Here is a 21,436-nt window from a genome sequence, read left to right on the forward strand (position 1 = left end):
TCCTTATTTACGGCCTTTGCGCTGCTTCTTAGGCTTGTCAGCCTTTGGCTCTTCTACTGGCATGCCGCCTAGAACTTCACCTTTGAAGATCCAAACTTTAACGCCAATTACACCGTACTGGGTGTGAGCCGAAGAAGTTGCGTAATCAATGTCAGCACGTAGAGTGTGTAGAGGTACACGACCTTCACGGTACCACTCAGAACGTGCGATTTCAGCGCCGCCTAGACGACCGCTTACTTCTACCTTGATACCTTTAGCGCCAAGACGCATAGCGTTCTGAACTGCACGCTTCATAGCGCGACGGAACATAACACGACGCTCTAGCTGAGACGCGATGCTGTCTGCAACTAGCTGACCGTCTAGCTCAGGCTTACGTACTTCAGCGATGTTGATCTGAGCTGGAACACCAGCGATCTTAGCAACGCGAGCGCGTAGTTTTTCTACGTCTTCACCTTTCTTACCGATAACAACGCCTGGACGAGCAGTGTGGATAGTCACACGGATGCTCTTAGCAGGACGCTCGATAACGATGCGTGATAGAGACGCTTTTGAAAGTTCCTTAGTAAGGAACTGACGTACCTTGAAGTCGCCGTCTAGGTTGTCAGCGAACTCTTGGCTGTTAGCAAACCAAGTGGTATTCCATGGCTTAACGATGCCAAGACGAATACCATTAGGATGTACTTTTTGACCCATTGCTTTCTCTCCTAGTCTCTTAGCGGTCTGCTACAACAACAGTGATGTGGCTAGAACGCTTCAAGATGCGATCGGCACGGCCTTTAGCACGAGGCATAATACGCTTCATGGTAGGACCTTCGTCAACGAAGATTTTAGCTACTGATAGATCATCAATATCTGCGCCTTCGTTGTGTTCTGCGTTAGCGATAGCTGACTCTAGAACTTTCTTGATTAGATCAGCAGCTTTTTTGTTGCTGAACTGTAGAATTTCTAGAGCTTGAGCAACTGGCTTACCGCGCAGTTGATCTGCAACCAAACGAGCTTTCTGCGGTGAGATGCGAGCAAAGCGATGTTTAGCGATAGCTTCCATTACCTATACTCCTCTTAGCGCTTCTTAGCTTTCTTATCCGCAGCGTGGCCGCGGTAAGTGCGTGTTGGTGCAAATTCGCCTAGCTTGTGACCGATCATTTCTTCAGAAACGAAAACAGGAACGTGCTGACGACCATTATGGACAGCGATGGTCAAACCGATCATCTGAGGGATGATCATTGAGCGACGGGACCAAGTCTTAACAGGCTTCTTGTCACCGCTTTCCACCGCTTTCTCTACCTTCTTCAGCAAGTGCAGGTCAATAAAAGGACCTTTCTTGAGAGAACGTGGCATGGCTTATCCTCTGATATAAATTACTTGTTACGACGACGTACGATGTACTTGTCGGTACGCTTGTTCTTACGAGTCTTGTAACCCTTAGTAGGAACACCCCAAGGTGTAACTGGGTGACGACCACCAGAAGTACGGCCTTCACCACCACCGTGTGGGTGGTCTACTGGGTTCATTACAACACCACGTACTGTTGGGCGAACACCGCGCCAGCGTGAAGCACCAGCTTTACCTAGCTCACGTAGCATGTGTTCTGCGTTACCAACTTCACCTAGAGTCGCACGACCTTCAGCAAGAACTTTACGCATCTCACCAGAGCGTAGACGTAGAGTCACGTAAGTGCCTGCACGTGCAACGATCTGAGCGTATGCACCAGCTGAACGAGCCAGCTGAGCACCTTTACCAGGCTTAAGTTCAACACAGTGTACTGTTGAACCTACTGGGATGTTGCGCATTGGTAGAGTGTTACCAACTTTGATAGCAGCATCTGCGCCAGACTGGATAGTGTCACCAGCCTGAAGACCTTTAGGTGCGATGATGTAGCGGCGCTCACCGTCTGCGTACAGAACTAGAGCGATGTTTGCGCTACGGTTTGGATCGTATTCAAGACGCTCAACTTTCGCTGGGATACCGTCTTTAGTACGTTTGAAATCGATGATACGGTAAGCATTCTTGTTACCACCACCGATGTGACGTACTGTAATACGACCGTTGTTGTTACGACCACCAGACTTAGATTTTTTCTCTAGTAGTGGTGCGTACGGCTTACCCTTATGCAGGTCAGAGTTAACCACTTTAACTACGTGGCGACGACCTGGGGAAGTCGGCTTACATTTTACAATAGCCATTCTTCTTTGCTCCTAGCCTTACTCTGCACTGCCAGCGAAGTCGATGTCTTGACCTTCTTTCAGGATAACGTAGGCTTTCTTAACGTCTGAACGACGGCCTTGACGCATACCTTGACGCTTGGTCTTACCCTTAGTGATAAGAGTATTTACAGACTTAACTTCAACCTCGAACAGTTTTTCAACTGCTGCTTTGATCTCTTTCTTAGTCGCATCTTTAGCTACTTTGAATACGATAGTGTTACCGTTTTCAGCAGCCATAGTTGCTTTTTCAGAGATGTGCGGAGCACGTAGAACTTTTAGAATACGCTCTTCAGTGATCATGCTAGCATCTCCTCAACTGCTTTAACTGCTGCTGCAGTCATCACAACTTTATCGAAAGCGATCAAGCTAACTGGGTCGATTGCCTTAGCATCACGTACGTCTACTTTGTATAGGTTACGTGCAGCTAGGAATAGATTCTCATCTAGTTCGCCAGTTACGATCAGCGCATCAGTAAGCTCAAGCTCTTTCAGCTTAGCTACTAGCGCTTTAGTTTTAGGTGCTTCTACAGAGAAGTCATCAACAACGATTAGACGCTCTTGACGAACAAGCTCAGAAAGAATGCTCTTCATAGCACCACGGTACATTTTCTTGTTAACTTTCTGGCTGTGGTCCTGTGGACGAGCAGCGAAAGTTACACCACCGGTACGCCATAGTGGGCTACGGATTGTACCTGCACGAGCGCGGCCTGTACCTTTCTGGCGCCATGGTTTAGCACCACCACCAGAAACGTCAGAACGAGTCTTCTGAGCACGTGTACCCTGACGAGCACCTGCTGCGTAAGCAACAACTACCTGGTGTACAAGCGCTTCATTGAAGTCACGCCCAAAAGTAGTTTCGGAGACAGTTAGCGCGTCAGCGCCTTTGACTACCAATTCCATTACTAACTCCTCGACGTTACGCTTTAACAGCTGGTTTAACGATCACGTTGCCACCTGTAGCACCTGGTACTGCACCTTTGATAAGAAGCAGATTGCGCTCAGCGTCAACACGTACGATCTCTAGGTTCTGAGTCGTTACACGCTCAGCACCCATGTGACCAGCCATTTTCTTGCCTTTGAATACGCGACCTGGAGTCTGACACTGACCGATAGAACCAGGAGCACGGTGAGACAAGGAGTTACCGTGAGTCATATCTTGAGTACGGAAGTTCCAGCGCTTAACAGCACCCTGGAAGCCTTTACCCTTAGATGTACCAGTAACGTCTACTTTTTTAATTTCGTTGAACAGCTCAACAGTTAGCTCAGCGCCAACAGCGAACTCTTCGTTGTTCTCTAGACGGAATTCCCAAAGACCGCGACCCGCTTCAACACCTGCTTTCGCAAAGTGGCCAGCTTCTGGCTTAGAAACACGGTTAGCTTTCTTTGAACCAGTAGTTACCTGGATTGCGTTGTAGCCGTCAGTTTCTACAGATTTAACCTGAGAAACGCGGTTAGCTTCAACTTCAACCACAGTTACTGGGATAGAAACGCCATCTTCGGTAAATACGCGGGTCATGCCCACTTTACGACCGATTAGACCAATCATTCTCTTATCTCCCCTTAACCTAGGCTGATCTGAACATCAACGCCAGCAGCTAGGTCTAGACGCATAAGAGCGTCAACAGTTTTGTCTGTTGGCTCAACGATGTCGATAAGGCGCTTGTGAGTACGGATTTCGTACTGGTCACGTGCGTCCTTATTAACGTGAGGAGAAATAAGAACAGTGAAACGCTCTTTGCGAGTAGGTAGTGGGATTGGACCCTTAACCTGCGCGCCAGTACGCTTAGCTGTTTCAACGATTTCCGCAGTCGACTGATCGATCAAACGGTGATCGAACGCCTTAAGGCGGATACGAATACGTTGGTTCTGCATGAGACAGAGCTCCAATAATAAAAATTACACAAACAATATCGCCACTCAGACTCGTAAAGACGAGAGAATGCCGATTGATTTATGTGAACGTAGTGTCCCTATCGGACACATTGTCAGTCAATTTAATGACTGCGAACATAAGTCAGAGTATACATTTAGCAAGCTGACTAGCAGCTTCTTCCTCAACGCTTATTGGTTCACAACTGCAGTTACAAGGCTATATCCTCAGGCAGTGGGAGGCATTATACAGATCACAGTTTTTAACGCAAGCCTTGTTTGAAAATCAGGCAGAATTAGTGGTAAGTGACTGTTGGGGCGATGGGCGATGGGCGATGGGCGATGGGCGATGCATTATCATAAGCACCCCCACCAAAATACATTAATTGAAACCGTTATTCGTGTTATGCCACTTGCCTATGGCCGATAGCCAAGCGCCACCACTCCCCTACCCTAATCGTCTACATCAACAATCTGGGCCTGGTTGTAGTTGGCTATCCCCATTTTTTCAATCAGGCCAAGCTGAGTTTCGAGCCAGTCGACATGCTCTTCTTCGTCTTCGAGGATATCCTGGAACAGATCCCGCGACACGTAGTCCCTTACTTCTTCAGCATAAGCAATCGCATCTCGCAGATCCGGAATCGCGGCCATCTCCAACGCTAAGTCGCATTCAAGCATTTCCTGGGTATCTTCACCGATATTGAGTTTGCCGAGATCTTGCAGGTTGGGTAGCCCTTCCAAAAACAGGATACGCTCAATCAAATGATCCGCGTGGTTCATCTCGTCGATGGACTCATGGTATTCCTTGTCGGCAAGGTGTTTCAAGCCCCAGTCTTTGTACATGCGGGCGTGGAGGAAATACTGGTTGATGGCAACCAACTCGTTGCCGAGGACTTTGTTAAGGTGCTGGATGATTTTCGGATCAGCTTTCATTGCAAAACACTCCTCTGTCAGTTCCCATAAGCATAGAACCGATCGGAAGCGTGTCAAAAGAGACAGCGTGGAAAGCGGTGTTTTAGCTGGCTTTCTTGTACCGAGTGACCGTCGCCTGCTCGATGACTTCTTTGGCCTGGCGAATGCATTTGCCGCACTGCGAACCCAACGGGGTGAACTGGCGAATACCGCGGACATCACTGATGCCATGCTGATCAGCAAGTTTCATGATCTTCTTGTCGGAAATACCGTGGCAGAGGCAAACGTACATATTCATTCCATCCTAGTGTTGACGGAAAGAATATAAACGAGAATGGTTTGCATTACTAGTTGTAACCCACGACTTCAATAGATCGTTTGGCAATAGAAAATTAGGGTTTATGCGATTTACAAATATAAAGACAAACATGACTAAAAATGCAAACCCATAAGCCAGATAGCAAAAAGGGAAGCCGAAGCTTCCCTTTTCTTAGTGTCGTTAGACTATTGCAAATTAAGCAACGATCTTAGCAACAACACCAGCACCTACTGTACGACCGCCTTCACGGATCGCAAAGCGTAGACCTTCGTCCATCGCGATAGGAGCGATTAGAGTAACAACCATCTTGATGTTGTCACCAGGCATAACCATTTCTACGCCTTCTGGTAGCTCGATAGTACCAGTTACGTCAGTTGTACGGAAGTAGAACTGTGGACGGTAGCCTTTGAAGAATGGCGTGTGACGGCCACCTTCGTCTTTAGACAGAACGTATACTTCTGACTCGAAAGTAGTGTGCGGAGTGATAGAACCTGGCTTAGCAAGAACCTGACCACGCTCAACTTCGTCACGCTTAGTACCACGTAGAAGAACACCAACGTTCTCACCAGCACGGCCTTCGTCAAGAAGCTTACGGAACATCTCAACACCAGTACAAGTAGTTGTAGTAGTGTCTTTGATACCGATGATTTCTACTTCGTCACCTACAGTGATGATACCCTGCTCAACACGACCAGTTACAACAGTACCACGGCCTTGGATTGAGAATACATCTTCGATAGGTAGGATGAACGGACGGTCGATCGCACGCTCTGGCTCTGGGATGTAGTTGTCTAGTGCTTCAGCTAGCTCAACAATCTTGTCTTCCCACTCTTTCTCGCCGTTTAGCGCGCCAAGAGCAGAACCCATGATTACTGGGCAGTCGTCACCTGGGAAGTCGTACTCAGAAAGAAGTTCACGAACTTCCATCTCAACTAGCTCTAGAAGCTCTTCGTCATCAACCATGTCACACTTGTTCATGAACACGATGATGTATGGGATACCAACCTGACGGCCTAGTAGGATGTGCTCACGAGTCTGAGGCATTGGGCCGTCAGTTGCAGCAACAACTAGGATACCACCGTCCATCTGCGCAGCACCAGTGATCATGTTTTTAACGTAATCGGCGTGTCCTGGGCAGTCTACGTGTGCGTAGTGACGAGTTGGAGTATCGTACTCTACGTGAGAAGTAGAGATTGTGATACCACGCTCGCGCTCTTCTGGAGCGTTATCGATAGATGCGAAGTCTTTTGCCTCACCACCGTATACTTTAGCTAGAGTAGTACAGATAGCAGCAGTTAGAGTAGTTTTACCGTGGTCAACGTGGCCGATAGTACCAACGTTAACGTGCGGTTTCGTACGTTCAAATTTTTCTTTAGACACGATCGTGTTCCTTCCTAGTTATGATACGCCCCACCGAAATTAATATGGGACGCGTCAGAAGTTGCTATTTTATGCGCCAATAGCCATTGGCGCAATATAGATCTTGCGATTAACCGCGCTCGGCGATAATAGCGTCGGAGACATTCTTAGGAACATCAGCGTATTCGCTAAATTCCATTGAGTATGACGCACGACCCTGGGTCGCTGAGCGCAAGTCGGTTGCGTAACCGAACATTTCCGAAAGCGGTACTTTGGCACGGACAATCTTCAGGCCAGCAGGGCCTTCGTCCATCCCTTCGATCATGCCGCGGCGACGGTTAAGGTCACCAACGACATCACCCATCCAATCTTCCGGAGTGGTTACTTCAACCTTCATCAATGGCTCAAGAATAACAGGTTCCGCCTGTAGCGCACCTTTCTTGAATGCCATAGAACCGGCAATCTTAAATGCCATTTCGTTGGAGTCAACGTCATGGTAAGAACCGTCGAACAGGGTCGCTTTGACATCCAGTACAGGATAGCCAGCCAGCACACCGTTGTTCATCTGCTCTTCGATACCTTTAGCAACAGCACCAATGTACTCTTTCGGTACCACACCACCAACGATTTCGTCCACGAACACGAAACCTTCATCAGGCTCCGACGGTTCGATTTTCAGCCATACGTGACCATATTGACCGCGACCACCAGACTGGCGGACAAACTTACCTTCCACTTCCGTTTTGCCACGGATCGTTTCACGGTATGCCACCTGCGGTTTACCAACGTTACATTCAACGCTGAATTCGCGCTTCATACGGTCAACGATGATATCTAGGTGAAGTTCACCCATACCTGAAATCAAAGTCTGACCAGATTCATCGTCTGTTTCGACGCGGAATGATGGATCTTCTGCAGCCAGTTTACCTAGCGCAATACCCATTTTCTCTTGGTCAGCCTGAGAGCGAGGCTCAACAGCGATTTGAATGACTGGCTCTGGGAATTCCATGCGCTCTAGAACCACTTTATGGTCCTGGTCACACAGGGTGTCACCGGTGGTGACGTTCTTCAGGCCAATCGCTGCCGCGATATCACCCGCACGGATTTCCTTCACTTCTTCACGCTTGTTCGAGTGCATCTGTACGATACGGCCGAAACGCTCGCGTTTTTCTTTTACTGAGTTGTAGACGGTGTCGCCTGAATTTACAACTCCAGAGTAAACGCGCATGAAGGTCAAGGTACCAACGAATGGGTCGGTCGCGATTTTGAACGCAAGCGCTGAGAATGGTTCGTCATCGCTTGAGTGGCGCTCAACTTCGTTACCGTTTTCGTCTTCACCGCGGATCGCTTTCACTTCCGTTGGCGAAGGCAGGAATTCAATCACTGCATCAAGTACAGCCTGAACACCTTTGTTTTTGAATGCTGAACCACAGGTTGCCAGTACGATCTCGTTCGCTAGCGTACGCTGGCGAAGACCGGCCTTGATTTCCGCTTCAGACAGCTCACCTTCTTCAAGGTACTTGTCCATCAGCTCTTCAGTCGCTTCCGCGGCTGATTCAACCAGGTTCTGACGCCATTCCTCAGCAAGCTCAACCATATCAGCTGGAATGTCTTCATAGGTAAATGACATACCCTGATCATCTTCATTCCAGTTGATGGCCTTCATCTTGATAAGGTCAACAACGCCTTTGAATTCGTCTTCAGCACCGATATTCAACTGAATTGGCACTGGGTTCGCACCAAGACGGTTTTTGATCTGGTCAACTACACGCAGGAAGTCAGCACCAGCTCGGTCCATCTTGTTTACGAAAACCATACGCGGTACTTCGTACTTGTCAGCCTGACGCCAAACGGTCTCAGACTGAGGCTCAACACCCGATGAACCACAGAAAACAACAACCGCACCATCAAGTACACGCAATGAACGCTCTACCTCGATGGTAAAGTCAACGTGTCCAGGGGTATCAATGATGTTTACGCGGTGCTCAGGGAACTGAGCTTCCATACCACGCCAGAAGGTTGTAGTGGCAGCAGATGTGATAGTGATACCACGCTCCTGCTCCTGCTCCATCCAGTCCATGGTAGCTGCGCCGTCGTGAACCTCACCAATTTTGTGAGATAAGCCTGTATAGAACAGGATACGCTCGGTAGTTGTTGTTTTACCGGCGTCAACGTGAGCACAAATACCGATGTTACGGTAGCGCTCGATAGGCGTTTTACGAGCCACGGCAGTATCCTCTTACTAAGGGAGTCCTTAGAGTATGGTTTAGGCGCGACAAGCCAAGCTTGCCGCGCCCTATTTGTATTACCGAGGTGATTACCAGCGGTAATGTGCGAACGCTTTGTTCGCGTCTGCCATACGGTGAACGTCTTCACGTTTCTTAACAGCAGAACCTTTGTTGTCAGCCGCATCTAGCATTTCAGCTGCAAGACGCTGAGCCATAGATTTTTCACCACGCTTACGCGCAGCTTCAACCAACCAACGCATAGCTAGTGCGTTACGACGTACTGGACGTACTTCTACAGGCACCTGGTAAGTTGAACCACCCACACGGCGAGACTTAACTTCTACCGCTGGACGTACATTTTCAAGAGCTTTTTCAAAGATAGCTAGGTGTTCTTCACCAGAACGCTCAGCCATTGTGTCTAGTGCAGAGTAAACAATTTTCTCAGCAGTAGATTTCTTACCGTCAACCATTAGGATGTTAACGAATTTTGCCAGCAATTCAGATTTGAACTTTGGATCTGGAAGGATCTTACGCTGACCGATTACGCGACGACGTGGCATGGATATTCTCCGTTGTCTTCTTCAGGTTATCCAAAACTTTTCAGTTTCTTCAAAATTAAATAATTTTAGTGTTTGGCCTTACTTAACGGAATCCATTAAGACTTAGGACGCTTCACACCGTACTTAGAACGACCTTGTTTACGGTCATTTACGCCTGCACAGTCAAGTGCACCACGAACGGTGTGGTAACGCACACCCGGAAGGTCTTTAACACGACCACCACGGATTAGAACAACTGAGTGCTCCTGAAGGTTGTGACCTTCACCGCCGATGTACGATGTTACTTCGAAGCCGTTTGTCAGACGTACACGACAAACTTTACGAAGTGCTGAGTTAGGTTTTTTAGGAGTAGTAGTGTATACACGAGTACATACACCACGCTTCTGTGGGCACGCTTCTAGTGCAGGCACGTTGCTTTTTACAACTTGCTTAGCACGTGGCTTACGTACCAACTGGTTAATAGTTGCCATTAAATAGCTCCTGAAAATATTACTTTCGTAAATGTGAAAAATCTGCCTCCCAACAACAGGAGGACGCGAAATTTTAGGCATCGCACCCAAGGGTGTCAAGATGTAACCAGCGATCAATCAAATGATTATTTCTTAATCAACCTGATATCCACGGGTTTTCCAAGGTTTGAGCATGCCTGTCAGACCCACTTTATTTGCGTTTCGCAGTCGACCGTAAGGCCAACAAAACCTTTATAATCAATAACATTGATATCAGACTTGAGTTTCCCCTCCAGCCCACGCGCAGTCAAATCCTCTGCCAGTAAATAAATTTTTACGCCGGCATCGCGGAACGAAAAAATTGGGCTATTTTCAACCGTAGCAGCGATAACTGCGTCTTGGATCAACAAAATCGAGTCATTTTGGCTGATCACGGCAGCGGCTTCGTCAAAAGCTTGGGACTGAAATGGGGAGCGGGTAAAAATATGGAGCATACGGTGCCTCACCGAATTAGGGCCTAGAATGCCAGCACGCGATGGCAGGCATGCAGATGGTCGGAAAACTCTGCCGCCTCACAGGCAATAACATCAATCAGCAAGTCGTCCGTGGTTAGCCCACGGGCCTGCAAAGACTGGAGACAAACATAAACCTGCTCGATATCGTAGAGTTCGAGCATCTTGAACGTGGCGATATAGTCGCGTGACAAAATCTCTTTCGGCTGCTGACCATCCAGCAACTGGTAGACACCGTCGCCGTGGAAGAACAGCGAAATATCTTCGCTATAGGCGGATGTCGCCAGCACAGCATCCAGGCCTTCACGGCCCGAGGCAACACCATGCGGCGCCTGGCGGAATACAAAACCTAAAGTTGTCATGATGATCCCGTTAGAACTGAATGACGCGATCGGCGGTCAGCATGGCTTCGGCCAAGCCACCCAACCCCGCCTGTACAAAGCCTGCTGCCAGATTGCTGCCTGCCAGCTGATTCTGCTCGGCTTCCTGAGGACCGATGATCCCGCGGCGCAATGCCGCCGCGACACAGGTTTGCAACTCAGTGCCATGCTCCTGTGCTAACTGCTGCCAAGCCGCAACCAAGTCAAACTCATCCGAGGCCGGTGCCGTCAGGGCAGAACCGTTATAAACTCCGTCCTGATAGAAGAACACCCGTGACAAACGGTGCCCTTCAGCCAGTAGCGCGGCGGCAAACTGGTAGGCCGAGCGTGCCGACTGGGTCCCGTAGGCCGGGCCTTCCACCACCAGCACATAGTTCAGGCTCATTTTTCGCCATCCTCGGTTTTACGCTGGCGGATGTAGAGGTAGACCGTATGCTTGGAAATATTGAGACGATCGGCCACCCGGTTGATCGCATCTTTGATATCAAAAATGCCTTTGTCGAACAGTTCCATCACGATCTGGCGGTTCTTGGCATTATTCGACACATTCTTGTCGGCATTGATCTCTTCGATGGTACGCTCGACCGTCTGATCCACCAGCTCGTCGACATCACTGGCGAAGTTGACACTCGAGGCCGCCTGCTTGGCTTCATCAGTCGGCATAAAGGACTGCAGGATCTGCGAGAACGGCGCATCCAAATTGATGTTGATACACAATAGACCGATGATGTCATTGTCGCCATTGCGGATAGCGATAGTGATCGACTTCATCAAATCACCGCCCTTGGCGCGGGTAAAGTAGGCACGAGAGAAGTTACGCTCAGAGCCTTCGATATCTCGCAGCATGCGCAGGGCAAGATCGGTGATCGGCGAGCCCACTTTACGACCAGTATTCTCACCATTGGCAATCTTAATCGCCGACGTGTTCAGATCGGCCAGCGAGTGCAGCACGATTTCACAGAACGGACCAATCAAGGCCGCCAAACCGTCAACCACCGCCTCATACGAACGTAAGATAATGTAATCGTGCTCGCTAAAAGCACGCGGCTCAATCAAGTCACTCTCGACCATCACTTCTGAGCCAAAGTTTTCAGTAGATACCACGCGTCTATCTTCCTTGCTGTTGCCCATTCTATTTAACTTCTGCGCCATAGAAATGGGAAAAATTAATAGAATAGACTATGCCTCGCCGGGAAAAGCTTTCACGGCGATTGATAAATTTTAAAATCTTGCTTGCAAGTTTATCAGATTTCGGACACTAGCCTGAACATTTTCGCGTCATATACAACTAGAATAATAAAAAAACCCAGCAAATGCTGGGTTTTTCAAATCAATGTTATCGGCAAACGGGCTGTCGATTACTGCGTTTCTTCTTCAGAAGCTGGCTTGTCAGCCTTCACGATATCCAGAAGTTCGACTTCGAATACCAGCGTCGAATTAGCCGGGATACTTGGGTTGGCCTGAGAGCCATATGCCAGCTCTGGCGGGATAACGAATGTGAACTTAGAACCAACCGGCATTAGCTGAACACCTTCAGTCCAGCCTGAGATCACCTGGTTTAGCGGGAAGGTTGCCGGTTGGTTGCGGGCGTACGAGCTGTCGAACTCAGTGCCATCGGTCAGCATACCTTTGTAGTGTACCTTAACCGTGTCAGTAGCCGCAGGCTTGTCACCTTCACCTTCCGTTTCAACCTGGTATAGCAGGCCAGAGTCGGTCTTCACCACGCCATCTTTTTTCTCGAACTCGGCACGGTACTCTTCACCGGCTTTCATGTTCTTCTCAGCTTCTTCCTGCGCTTGTTGCATTGCCATTTCCGATACACGCTGATCGAGTGACTGCAACGCCTGCTGGGTTTCTTCCGGCGTTAGGCGGCTATTACCCGCAAACACATCGGTAACGCCCGCCAGTACTTGCTCACGGCTCAGATCCAAGCCCAGCTCTTTCTGCTGATCCAGATTGGCCGCCAAGTATTGGGCCAACGACGCCCCAATTGCGTAAGCAGCTTTGTCATCCTCAGAAGCAAAAGTCGCAGGTGCGGCTTCAGCTGCCACCTGCTCTACTTTTGCAGGCTCTGCCGATTTTGTCTCCGCTGCTTTTTCATCTTGGCAGCCGACAGCTAGCAGGATCGTTGCAGCCAAAACAGACATCTTTAGAACAGGTTTCATGTATTTCTCCATTTTAAACTGAGGCAATGCCTCAAAAATCAGTCTTCAGCCTTTTCATCAAGCGGTATGAAAAGCACTGTAGATCAATATACTAATAAGCACCTTATGAATTCACTGCCGACAGTGCATTCATAAAGCAATGACACTATGTGTTAACCAAGTGGAACAAGACCTTAATGCAAACAAAAAGATACGTGCCATGTTTCATTTTGGCACTTTTCATCCTCACTGGCTGTTTTTTTTCCGGCAAAGAGTTAAATCGCTGGCAACTCGCTCCGGAAGGCACCACCAGTTTCAGCCTCAGCCGGGACGGACGGTTTGCCCTCTACCACTCAGACCAACAAGGTATCGTGCTGTGGGACTTACAGCAAAACAAAAAGTTAGCTGATTTTGGTTCTCAAGATCCATATCACAATACGGTACTCAGCAGCCAGATTTCTGATAACGGCCGCTATGCGATTACCGCCACTGCACAGAACTTTGCTGTCTGGGATCTCGCCTGGGGCCAATCCGAAGGGTTATGGTCCATTTCCGACGGGCTGATCCGCGATGTGGCGATTGCCAACAATGGCCAGCATGTGCTGATGGCGCTGTCCAACAGCAAAGCACTGTACGTCGACTTGGGCAGCGGAAGACGGCTAGAGTTCCTTGCCCACCGAGAAAAAGTCAATTCCGTTGCGATTTCAGCCAATGGCCGTTATGCCCTTTCAGGCGGCAATGACCACTCAGCCTATCTGTGGGATACCCAAAGCGGCCAGATCCTGCAGCACTTTGAGCACCAAAGCCGGATCAGCCGGGTAGCCCTGCAGCGCGACGGTAAACTGGCGATGACCGCCGACGGCAGCAACAATATTCTTATCTGGGATTTGCCAAGCGGCAAACAGGTTTCCTCGCTGGCGGTGCGCCTGCGCCAACAGATTATCTCCAGTGCCCGTTTTTCAGATGATGGCCAACAACTTGCGACCGGCACCCCGGCCCGCCGGATAGAGTTATGGGATACCCAAAGTGGGGACAACCTTGGCCGCTGGGAAGCCGCAGCCAAACAAGATACTCGACCACCCGCCGCGGTGGTGTATGATGTGGCCATTACGCCCGACGGTCATGTGATCTCGGGAACGTCAGCAGGTATCGCCCAGCAGTGGGCGACGGAATAACGCAATGAAAGAAATCGAACAGCTACAGGCCCGTATCGACGAGCTTGAAATGAAGCAGGCTTTCCAGGAGCAAACCATTGAGGACCTCAACCAGGCCCTGACCGAACAGCAGTTCCTGATTGATAAGATGCAGACTCAGTTGAAGTTCATGGTCGGCAAGGTCAAGGGGATGGAGCCATCGAACCTGGCCAGCGAGTCGGAAGAAACTCCACCACCGCATTATTGATTTGAAAATAAAAACGGGAAGCCAATGCTTCCCGTTTTTGATCACTCAATCATTAAGGATGATTAGTGCGAGCAGCCACAGCCGCCTTTTTCTTCGCCGCCGCAGCAGCCTTCTTCGCTGTCACCGTGGTCGTGGTCGCCGCAGCTACCGCCGCCACAACAGCCGCCACCTTGGTGGATGTGGCCGTGAGCGATTTCTTCTTCCGTCGCCGCGCGAACAGCAACAACTTCTACGCCGAAAGTCAGAGTCTGGCCAGCTAGCATATGGTTGCCGTCAACCACAACGTGGTCGCCGTCAACTTCAGTCACTTCTACAGGGATTGGACCCTGGTCAGTGTCTGCTAGGAAACGCATACCAACCGTAATTTCGTCTACGCCCTGGAAAACGTCAGCCGGAACGCGCTGAACCATCGCGTCGATGTGCTCGCCATACGCTTCTTCTGGAGCAACTGTCACTTCAAACTTGTCGCCAGCTTCGCGGCCTTCAAGCGCCTTCTCCAAACCTACGATCAGGTTGTTGTGGCCGTGTAGGTAATCAAGAGGTGCTTCAGTTGTCGACTGATCAACAACCACGCCGTCTTCGGTCTTCACTTGGTAAGCCAGGCTTACTACGATGTCTTTAGCGACTTTCATGTTTACTCCAATTTTGAACTGGGTATCAAAGGATTTCGCCCGCATGATACCGGATAATGGCAGCAAGATGCCAATATTCTGTTTAAGGGCTGTCCAACCTACTTAGTCCTCGGGCTTGAATACCCCGATAACCTGTTGTTTAGTTTGCGAAGAGAGCTGCTCACTCTGCTCGACCGACTGAGGGGCTCTCACATCGTTATGGCCGCAGGCCACACACTCGACCCGCTCGACCTCATTTTCCTGCCACCAGCGCAGCGTATCCTGCTGACTACAGCTTGGACAGACTGCACCGGCGATAAAGCGTTTCTTGGCCATGCTTTCGCTCCTTGCACTGTGTTCGTAGTTGTCACTATCGCTTAGAGGCTGGTCAATCCCAGCCATTATGACGCTCCCGCTCTCCTCGCATCTCCCTATCAAAGATCTCTTCCAGCTCTTTACGCGCTTCACGGGCCCGGGTTGCCAGATGAACATCTTCCGAGTGCTGCGGCAACAGATCTCTTAGCGCGGTAGTATCCAAGCGCCGGAAATGGGCTTCAGCCCGCTTGGCCTGGTAGGGATGCATACCCAGAGATATGAGGGCCTGGCGCCCCAAATCAAGGGCACCGGCAAAAGTTTCGCGGGAAAAGTTCTCAACGCCATGGCTAAGCAACTGGTGAGCTTCAACCCGGCTGCGGGCCCTCGCCAGTACTTTCAGATTGGGAAAGTACTGCTGACACAACTCGACCACTTCCATCACCTCGTCAGGTTCGTCAGTGCAGATGATGATGGCCTCTGCCTTGTCGGCCCCGGCCGCGCGCAGCAAGTCCAGCTGAGTCGCATCGCCGTAATAGACCTTGTAACCGAACTTGCGCAGAAACTGGATTTGGCTCGGATCGCGCTCCAGTACCGTTACCCGGATCTTGTTGGCGAACAGCAAGCGCCCCACCACCTGACCAAAGCGGCCAAAACCGGTAATGATCACCCGGGGCTCGCGGTCAATCACATCGGATTCCAGCTCGGCCTCGGCTTCCGCTTTGAAGGTGCGGACAAACCACTTGTCCTGCAACAGCAAAATAAGCGGCGTCGTCATCATCGACAGACTGACCACCACCAGCAGGAACGCCGATAGCTCACGGCCCAACAGCCCTTCGCCCATTGCCGCGGTAAACAGGACAAAGGCAAACTCCCCGCCTTGGCTGAGGATCGCCGCCATCTGGCTGCGCGACTTGGCGCGGATACCGAAGATACGGGCCAGCGCGTACAGGATCAGGCCCTTGATGCTGATCAGTGCCATCACCGCCAGCAATATCAGCAACGGGTATTGCAGCAGCAGGCCCAGGTTGACGGCCATCCCGACCGAGATAAAAAACAACCCCAGCAACAGCCCCTTGAACGGCTCGATAGCGATTTCTAGCTCGTGCCGGTACTCACTCTCGGCCAGCAGCACGCCAGCCAAGAACGTCCCGAGCGCCATCGACAACCCCAAAGACTGCATGCCTAGGGCAATGCCGATCACCAGCAGCAGAGCTGCGACATTGAATAACTCGCGTACACCGCTCATCACCACCCAGCGAAACAATGGCCGCAACAAAAAGTGGCCGCCAACCAACAAGGCAAGAATACCGCCGATCATCCAGGCAAAATCAATCCAGCTGCCACCACCGCCGCCCGCCAATACCGGCAGTACTGCCAGCATCGGGATCACAGCAATATCCTGGAACAACAGCACCGCAAACCCGGACTGGCCGGTTTCGCTGCCGCCAAGGCTCTGCTCTTCGATCACCCTCAGGGCAATCGCCGTCGATGACAAGGCCAATCCCATCCCGACCACGAGGGCATCACGCCAAGACACCGCTGGCAGCCATGATTGTCCCGCCAACAACAGCACCGAGGCCGCAATCACCAAGCTGGTGACCACCACCTGGCTACCGCCCAGCCCCAAAATCGGCTTACGCATCTGCCACAGCTTCTTGGGGTTAAGCTCCAGGCCAATGAGGAACAGCAGCAGCACCACACCGAATTCGGAAAAATGGAGAATCGCATCGACATCGGAGATCAGCCTCAGCCCCCACGGGCCAATGGCAATCCCCGCCAGCAGATAGCCCAGTACCGAGCCCAACCCCAACCGCTGGGCGATCGGCACCGCCACCACCGCGGCGGCAAGGAAAACGACACTGACCGACAACACATCACTCGCCATACTTCGCCTCCTCCATCAATGCCATTGGTGCTTCCAGCCATTGGCGGTAGTTCTCGGCGTGTTGCTTGCGCTCCTCGGCCGGTATTCGCCGCGCCCAGTGCAGCACCAGCGGAGGCAGCCATTTCATTCGGCACAGCATGGCACTGAGCTCGAACGGGCGAAGGATTTCATCGACACTGCAGCGGTTGTAGCCATCCGGGGTATAGGCTTCCGCCGCCCCGCCGGTGGTGATCACCGAGCGCCAGTACTTGCCTTGGGTCTGGGTGCCCTCACCATGGGCAAACCCCTTACTCAAGACCACATCGATCCACTCCTTGAGCAGCGACGGGCAGGAATACATATACAGCGGGTGTTGGAACACGATGACATCATGATCCCTGACCAGCTCACGCTCGAAGGTGATATCGATAAAGAAGTCGGGATAGGCCGCATAAAGATCATGGACCGTGACATGGGGCAAACGGCCAATTGCCGCCAGCATGGCGCGGTTAGCGACCGAAGCCTCCGGATCGGGATGGGCATAGAGTACGAGTATGCGTGGAAGTCCTTTGGCTGGCATAGCATTCCTTGTTCAGCGGTAAAATAGGTCTATCTCACCATGAGTTACAACTTTTCATTAACCTATATTCACATAATACATAATTGCAGCCAAACAAGTTCGATTAATCAACGTTAACCAAATGCATGCGTCTCTTTTGGTGTTGCTGGGCGATATTAGCGGTCACCGCCGCTTTGCGGTAGACTCCGCACTTATTCTTGCATTTAGTTTTTGCGGAGCGGGCATCCCCGGCACAGTCAATGATCACTTTTTCCGATATCCAACTTCTACGCGGTGGCAAGATCCTGCTTGACCAAGCCACGGCGACTATCCACCCGGGCGACAAGGTCGGTCTGGTCGGCAAAAATGGCTGTGGTAAATCCACCCTGTTTGCCCTGCTCAAGCATGAGCTCAGTGTCGATGCCGGTAACTGCCAGTACCCGGCCAACTGGGAGCTGGCATGGGTCGCCCAGGAAACCCCGGCCCTCGAGCGCGAGGCGCTGGAGTACGTGATTGACGGTGACCGTGAATACCGCCAGCTGGAAGCCGATCTGCACGCCGCCGAGCAAGCTGACAACGGCACCAAGGTCGCGGAGCTGCACGGCAAGCTGGAAGCCATCGGTGGCTACAGTATCCGTGCCCGTGCCGCTGAGCTACTGGACGGCCTGGGCTTTTCGCAGGAGCAAATGAGCTGGCACCTGACCCAATTCTCGGGTGGTTGGCGGATGCGCCTCAACCTTGCCCAGGCCCTGCTGTGCCGCTCCGATCTTCTGCTGCTCGATGAACCGACCAACCACTTGGATCTCGATGCCGTGATGTGGCTGGAGAAATGGCTGCAGAGCTACCGCGGTACCTTGGTGCTGATCTCGCACGACCGTGATTTCCTTGACCCTGTGGTCAACCGGATCATCCATATCGAAAACCAGACCATGAATAGCTACACCGGTAACTACTCGTCGTTTGAAACCCAGCGGGCAGAGAAGCTGATCTTGCAGCAGGCGATGTACCAGAAGCAGCAGAAGCAGATGGCCCACATGCAGTCCTATATCGACCGCTTCCGCTACAAGGCCAGCAAGGCCCGTCAGGCCCAGAGCCGGATCAAGGCGCTGGAGCGAATGGAAAAAGTCCTGCCGGCCCAGTTCGACAACCCGTTCAGCTTCGAATTCCGCGAGCCGAGCGCCCTGCCGAACCCTATCTTGATGATGGACCAAGTTGCCGCCGGCTATGGCGACAACCTGATCCTCGAGAAGATCCGTCTCAATCTGGTGCCGGGCAGCCGCATCGGCCTGCTGGGCCGCAACGGTGCCGGTAAGTCGACCCTGATCAAGATGCTGGCCGGCGAGCTGCCTGCCAAGGCCGGGGATCTGGCCTACTCGCAAGGTGTGAAGATTGGCTACTTTGCCCAGCACCAACTCGAGACCCTGTACATGGACGACACCCCGGTTCAGCATATGGCCCGTATTGCCCCGCAGGCCACCGAGCAGCAACTGCGCGACTATCTCGGAAGCTTCGGCTTCTTGGGTGACAAGGCGCTGGAAAAGGTCGGCCCGTTCTCCGGTGGCGAGAAAGCCCGTCTGGTCTTGGCGCTGATTGTATGGCAGCGCCCTAACCTGTTGCTACTCGATGAACCGACCAACCACCTGGATCTCGACATGCGCCAGGCGCTCACGCTTGCCCTGCAGTCTTATGATGGTGCCATGGTGATTGTCAGCCACGACCGTTTCCTACTGCGTGCTACCACCGATGATCTCTATCTGGTCCATGATCGCCAAGTCGTACCGTTCAACGGTGATCTCAATGACTACCACAAGTGGCTGACCGAACAGCAGCGCAACGAGCGCCGCGAGCTACAGGCCAGCAAGCCGGATGTGACCAAGGACAACAGCGCCGCCTCGCGCAAAGAGCAAAAGCGCCTCGAGGCCGAGCTGCGCAAGCTCACCGCCCCGCTGCGCAAGAAAATCACCCAGCTTGAAACCAAGATGGACAAGCTCAATGCCACTATCGCTGATGCCGAAGCCCAGCTCAGCGACAGCAGCATCTACGAGGCGGAAAACAAGGCACGCCTCAACGAACAGCTGCAGCTTCAAGCCGATGCCAAGTCATCGCTAGAAGAGGTCGAGATGGAATGGATGGAGCTGCAGGAAGAACTCGAGGCGATGGAGCAGCAGCATGCCCCAGAGTAATGCACTGAGCCATGATGCTTTTTGGCAGTTCAGCTACAACCATTATTTCAAGGCGGACGTCGAGGCCGCCTGCCTGGCTCTGCAGACGTTCCACAAAGGTAGCGTCAATCTGGCCCTGCTGATGATCTGGCTCGATGCACAGGCCATTGGCCTCTCGCACGCTCAGCTGCTGCAGCTGGAGGACAGCCTCCAGCCGACCGAAGGCTTGCTCGAGCGCTACCGTCATATGCGCCGAGCACTGAAACCCCAGCTAGATAGCAACGGGTACGAGCAACTCAAGGACTTCGAACTGCAGATGGAGCGCCAGCAACAACATGATTTGATTGCGGCGCTAAACCAAATGCCGCTTCGCCGCGTAGCAGAGCAAGAGCCGGCCGCGAACCTGGCCCGCTATTGCCATCGCCTGGGAGCCATGGCATTAATTGACAAACTGCTGGCGAAATAACATCGAGGTAACGTTATGACAATGGCTTTCCATCCAGCCAAAGGGCTTGCCAATCCCCACCTGCAGACCCTGCTGCCGCGCTTTTTGCGCCGCAGGCCATTGTTCATGCCCCTTACCCAGCGGATCGAGACGCCGGATGGTGACTTCCTCGATTTGGCCTGGACTGCGCCTGCTGCCGACTGCCTGCCCCGCCAACCGGTGCTGATCCTGTTCCACGGCCTGGAAGGCAGCTTCCACAGCCCCTATGCCAACGGTTTGCTCCATGCCGCCAAGCAACAGGGCTGGCTCGGGGTAATGATGCACTTTCGCGGCTGCAGCGGCGAGCTGAACCGCAAGCCACGCGGCTACCATTCGGGGGAAACCAGCGATGCCCGCTTTTTCATCCAGTGGCTGCGCCAGCAACTCCCCGGGCGCCCTTTCTTTGCCGTCGGGGTCTCGCTCGGTGGCAATATGTTGGTCAACTACCTAGCCGAAAGTGGCGACCACTCGCAGCTTACGGCCGCCCAGGTGATTTCTCCCCCGCTGGATCTAGCTGCCTGCTCGGAGCGGATCCAGCAAGGCTTCTCCAAAGTCTACCAGCAGTACCTACTTGGCTCGATGAAGCGCAACCTGGGGCGGAAGATCGCCGCCCTGCCCGATGCGATGCCTCTCTCGGGCGATGATGCCAAACAGCTCGACACCCTGTGGCAATTCGACGAGTTCGTCACCGCGCCGCTGCACGGCTTCAAGGATGCCGCCGATTACTACCAGCGCTGCAGCGGGCTGCCCCGACTGGGCGATGTCGCCATCCCGTTGCGGGTGATCCACGCCAAGGACGACCCGTTCATGACCGAGGCCGTGATCCCCACCGACCCGCTTCCCCCCCATATCCGATATGATCTGTACCAGTACGGCGGCCATGTCGGCTTCGTCACCGGTTCGTGGCGCCAACCGGACTTCTGGCTGGAGAAGACAGTGCCAGCGTGGTTTCACAAAATCCTAGGTTCTAGCTCCTAGTTCAGGAGTGAAACTCTGGGTCCTGCAAACAGAATCTTAAAGCCGACAGCCTGTGTCAAACCTTTAACTTTCTAATATTTCAGGCTTTAACCCATAGGGCCATAGAACCTCAGAGCCTTAGAACCGC

At 52.1% G+C, this 21,436-nt stretch carries 28 protein-coding genes; 5 read left to right on the forward strand and 23 right to left on the reverse strand.

Annotated features, from left to right (window positions below):
- Positions 1-3: 3 nt before the first annotated feature.
- The 19 genes from rpsC to fkpA all read right to left on the reverse strand — a co-directional run bounded on the left by rpsC (position 4) and on the right by fkpA (position 12,956).
- Positions 4-693, reverse strand: a complete 690-nt coding sequence (gene rpsC / locus C9J03_RS04255; RefSeq protein ID WP_039465420.1) for a 30S ribosomal protein S3 — start codon at positions 691-693, stop codon at positions 4-6.
- A 19-nt stretch (positions 694-712) separates the two neighbouring features.
- On the reverse strand, positions 713-1,045 hold the full coding sequence (gene rplV, locus C9J03_RS04260; RefSeq protein ID WP_007469139.1) for a 50S ribosomal protein L22: 333 nt from the start codon (positions 1,043-1,045) through the stop codon (positions 713-715).
- Positions 1,046-1,059: 14 nt separating this feature from the next.
- A complete protein-coding gene (gene rpsS / locus C9J03_RS04265; RefSeq protein ID WP_007469141.1) occupies positions 1,060-1,338 on the reverse strand; it encodes a 30S ribosomal protein S19 in 279 nt (92 codons plus the stop codon).
- 20 nt (positions 1,339-1,358) lie between these two features.
- The gene (gene rplB, locus C9J03_RS04270) at positions 1,359-2,183 is read right to left on the reverse strand and encodes a 50S ribosomal protein L2 (protein ID WP_039465426.1); all 825 of its coding nucleotides are present in this window, start codon (positions 2,181-2,183) and stop codon (positions 1,359-1,361) included.
- A gap of 18 nt (positions 2,184-2,201) precedes the next feature.
- A complete protein-coding gene (rplW, locus tag C9J03_RS04275; RefSeq protein ID WP_039465430.1) occupies positions 2,202-2,504 on the reverse strand; it encodes a 50S ribosomal protein L23 in 303 nt (100 codons plus the stop codon).
- Positions 2,501-3,103: a 50S ribosomal protein L4 gene (rplD, locus tag C9J03_RS04280; protein WP_039465432.1), complete on the reverse strand. Its 603-nt coding sequence runs from the start codon at positions 3,101-3,103 to the stop codon at positions 2,501-2,503. The genes rplW and rplD overlap by 4 nt, the downstream gene beginning before the upstream one ends.
- Positions 3,104-3,119: 16 nt before the next feature.
- Complete coding sequence (rplC, locus tag C9J03_RS04285; protein ID WP_039465436.1) at positions 3,120-3,749, reverse strand: 50S ribosomal protein L3; 630 nt, start codon at positions 3,747-3,749, stop codon at positions 3,120-3,122.
- Positions 3,750-3,763: 14 nt separating this feature from the next.
- On the reverse strand, positions 3,764-4,075 hold the full coding sequence (gene rpsJ / locus C9J03_RS04290) for a 30S ribosomal protein S10 (RefSeq protein ID WP_002541412.1): 312 nt from the start codon (positions 4,073-4,075) through the stop codon (positions 3,764-3,766).
- 450 nt (positions 4,076-4,525) lie between these two features.
- Positions 4,526-5,005 carry a bacterioferritin gene (bfr, locus tag C9J03_RS04300; RefSeq protein ID WP_039465444.1) on the reverse strand — a complete coding sequence of 160 codons (480 nt, stop codon included), beginning with the start codon at positions 5,003-5,005 and terminating at the stop codon, positions 4,526-4,528.
- Between the two features lie 82 nt (positions 5,006-5,087).
- Positions 5,088-5,276 carry a bacterioferritin-associated ferredoxin gene (gene bfd, locus C9J03_RS04305; protein WP_039465447.1) on the reverse strand — a complete coding sequence of 63 codons (189 nt, stop codon included), beginning with the start codon at positions 5,274-5,276 and terminating at the stop codon, positions 5,088-5,090.
- A gap of 222 nt (positions 5,277-5,498) precedes the next feature.
- Positions 5,499-6,683, reverse strand: a complete 1,185-nt coding sequence (tuf, locus tag C9J03_RS04310) for an elongation factor Tu (protein WP_044622388.1) — start codon at positions 6,681-6,683, stop codon at positions 5,499-5,501.
- Positions 6,684-6,792: 109 nt separating this feature from the next.
- On the reverse strand, positions 6,793-8,889 hold the full coding sequence (gene fusA / locus C9J03_RS04315; protein WP_039468863.1) for an elongation factor G: 2,097 nt from the start codon (positions 8,887-8,889) through the stop codon (positions 6,793-6,795).
- A gap of 90 nt (positions 8,890-8,979) precedes the next feature.
- Entirely contained in the window at positions 8,980-9,450 is a 471-nt protein-coding gene (gene rpsG / locus C9J03_RS04320; protein WP_039468866.1) for a 30S ribosomal protein S7, read from the reverse strand.
- A gap of 95 nt (positions 9,451-9,545) precedes the next feature.
- A complete protein-coding gene (gene rpsL / locus C9J03_RS04325) occupies positions 9,546-9,920 on the reverse strand; it encodes a 30S ribosomal protein S12 (RefSeq protein WP_004399892.1) in 375 nt (124 codons plus the stop codon).
- Between the two features lie 179 nt (positions 9,921-10,099).
- A complete protein-coding gene (gene tusB, locus C9J03_RS04330; RefSeq protein WP_044622387.1) occupies positions 10,100-10,393 on the reverse strand; it encodes a sulfurtransferase complex subunit TusB in 294 nt (97 codons plus the stop codon).
- A 23-nt stretch (positions 10,394-10,416) separates the two neighbouring features.
- Positions 10,417-10,773, reverse strand: a complete 357-nt coding sequence (gene tusC / locus C9J03_RS04335; protein WP_044622386.1) for a sulfurtransferase complex subunit TusC — start codon at positions 10,771-10,773, stop codon at positions 10,417-10,419.
- A gap of 10 nt (positions 10,774-10,783) precedes the next feature.
- A complete protein-coding gene (tusD, locus tag C9J03_RS04340) occupies positions 10,784-11,176 on the reverse strand; it encodes a sulfurtransferase complex subunit TusD (protein WP_039468936.1) in 393 nt (130 codons plus the stop codon).
- Complete coding sequence (locus tag C9J03_RS04345) at positions 11,173-11,895, reverse strand: helix-turn-helix transcriptional regulator (RefSeq protein ID WP_039468940.1); 723 nt, start codon at positions 11,893-11,895, stop codon at positions 11,173-11,175. Before C9J03_RS04345 ends, tusD begins: the two co-directional genes overlap by 4 nt.
- A gap of 254 nt (positions 11,896-12,149) precedes the next feature.
- Entirely contained in the window at positions 12,150-12,956 is an 807-nt protein-coding gene (fkpA, locus tag C9J03_RS04350; protein ID WP_044622385.1) for an FKBP-type peptidyl-prolyl cis-trans isomerase, read from the reverse strand.
- A gap of 176 nt (positions 12,957-13,132) precedes the next feature.
- Here fkpA and C9J03_RS04355 point away from each other — a divergent pair, with 176 nt between their 5' ends.
- Complete coding sequence (locus C9J03_RS04355; protein WP_044622384.1) at positions 13,133-14,110, forward strand: WD40 repeat domain-containing protein; 978 nt, start codon at positions 13,133-13,135, stop codon at positions 14,108-14,110.
- A gap of 4 nt (positions 14,111-14,114) precedes the next feature.
- Positions 14,115-14,336, forward strand: coding sequence for a SlyX family protein (locus C9J03_RS04360; RefSeq protein ID WP_039468948.1), 222 nt, complete (start codon positions 14,115-14,117; stop codon positions 14,334-14,336).
- Positions 14,337-14,398: 62 nt separating this feature from the next.
- Here C9J03_RS04360 and slyD read toward each other — a convergent pair whose 3' ends face one another.
- The 4 genes from slyD to kefG form a co-directional block, all read right to left on the reverse strand.
- Positions 14,399-14,968, reverse strand: a complete 570-nt coding sequence (slyD, locus tag C9J03_RS04365; RefSeq protein ID WP_039468951.1) for a peptidylprolyl isomerase — start codon at positions 14,966-14,968, stop codon at positions 14,399-14,401.
- A gap of 102 nt (positions 14,969-15,070) precedes the next feature.
- Complete coding sequence (locus C9J03_RS04370) at positions 15,071-15,283, reverse strand: YheV family putative zinc ribbon protein (RefSeq protein ID WP_039469089.1); 213 nt, start codon at positions 15,281-15,283, stop codon at positions 15,071-15,073.
- Between the two features lie 52 nt (positions 15,284-15,335).
- The gene (gene kefB, locus C9J03_RS04375) at positions 15,336-17,147 is read right to left on the reverse strand and encodes a glutathione-regulated potassium-efflux system protein KefB (protein ID WP_044622383.1); all 1,812 of its coding nucleotides are present in this window, start codon (positions 17,145-17,147) and stop codon (positions 15,336-15,338) included.
- Positions 17,137-17,706: a glutathione-regulated potassium-efflux system ancillary protein KefG gene (kefG, locus tag C9J03_RS04380; protein WP_044622382.1), complete on the reverse strand. Its 570-nt coding sequence runs from the start codon at positions 17,704-17,706 to the stop codon at positions 17,137-17,139. Before kefG ends, kefB begins: the two co-directional genes overlap by 11 nt.
- A 239-nt stretch (positions 17,707-17,945) precedes the next feature.
- Here kefG and C9J03_RS04385 point away from each other — a divergent pair, with 239 nt between their 5' ends.
- The 3 genes from C9J03_RS04385 to C9J03_RS04395 are packed head-to-tail and all read left to right on the forward strand — an operon-like array spanning position 17,946 to position 21,309.
- A complete protein-coding gene (locus C9J03_RS04385) occupies positions 17,946-19,868 on the forward strand; it encodes an ABC transporter ATP-binding protein (RefSeq protein WP_044622381.1) in 1,923 nt (640 codons plus the stop codon).
- Positions 19,855-20,313, forward strand: coding sequence for a TIGR02444 family protein (locus tag C9J03_RS04390; protein WP_044622380.1), 459 nt, complete (start codon positions 19,855-19,857; stop codon positions 20,311-20,313). The genes C9J03_RS04385 and C9J03_RS04390 overlap by 14 nt, the downstream gene beginning before the upstream one ends.
- A gap of 21 nt (positions 20,314-20,334) precedes the next feature.
- Positions 20,335-21,309 carry a hydrolase gene (locus tag C9J03_RS04395; RefSeq protein ID WP_420812997.1) on the forward strand — a complete coding sequence of 325 codons (975 nt, stop codon included), beginning with the start codon at positions 20,335-20,337 and terminating at the stop codon, positions 21,307-21,309.
- Positions 21,310-21,436 lie beyond the last annotated feature (127 nt).

Origin of the sequence: Photobacterium gaetbulicola (genome assembly GCF_003025515.1) — a bacterium.
Classification (GTDB): Bacteria; Pseudomonadota; Gammaproteobacteria; order Enterobacterales; family Vibrionaceae; genus Photobacterium; species Photobacterium gaetbulicola.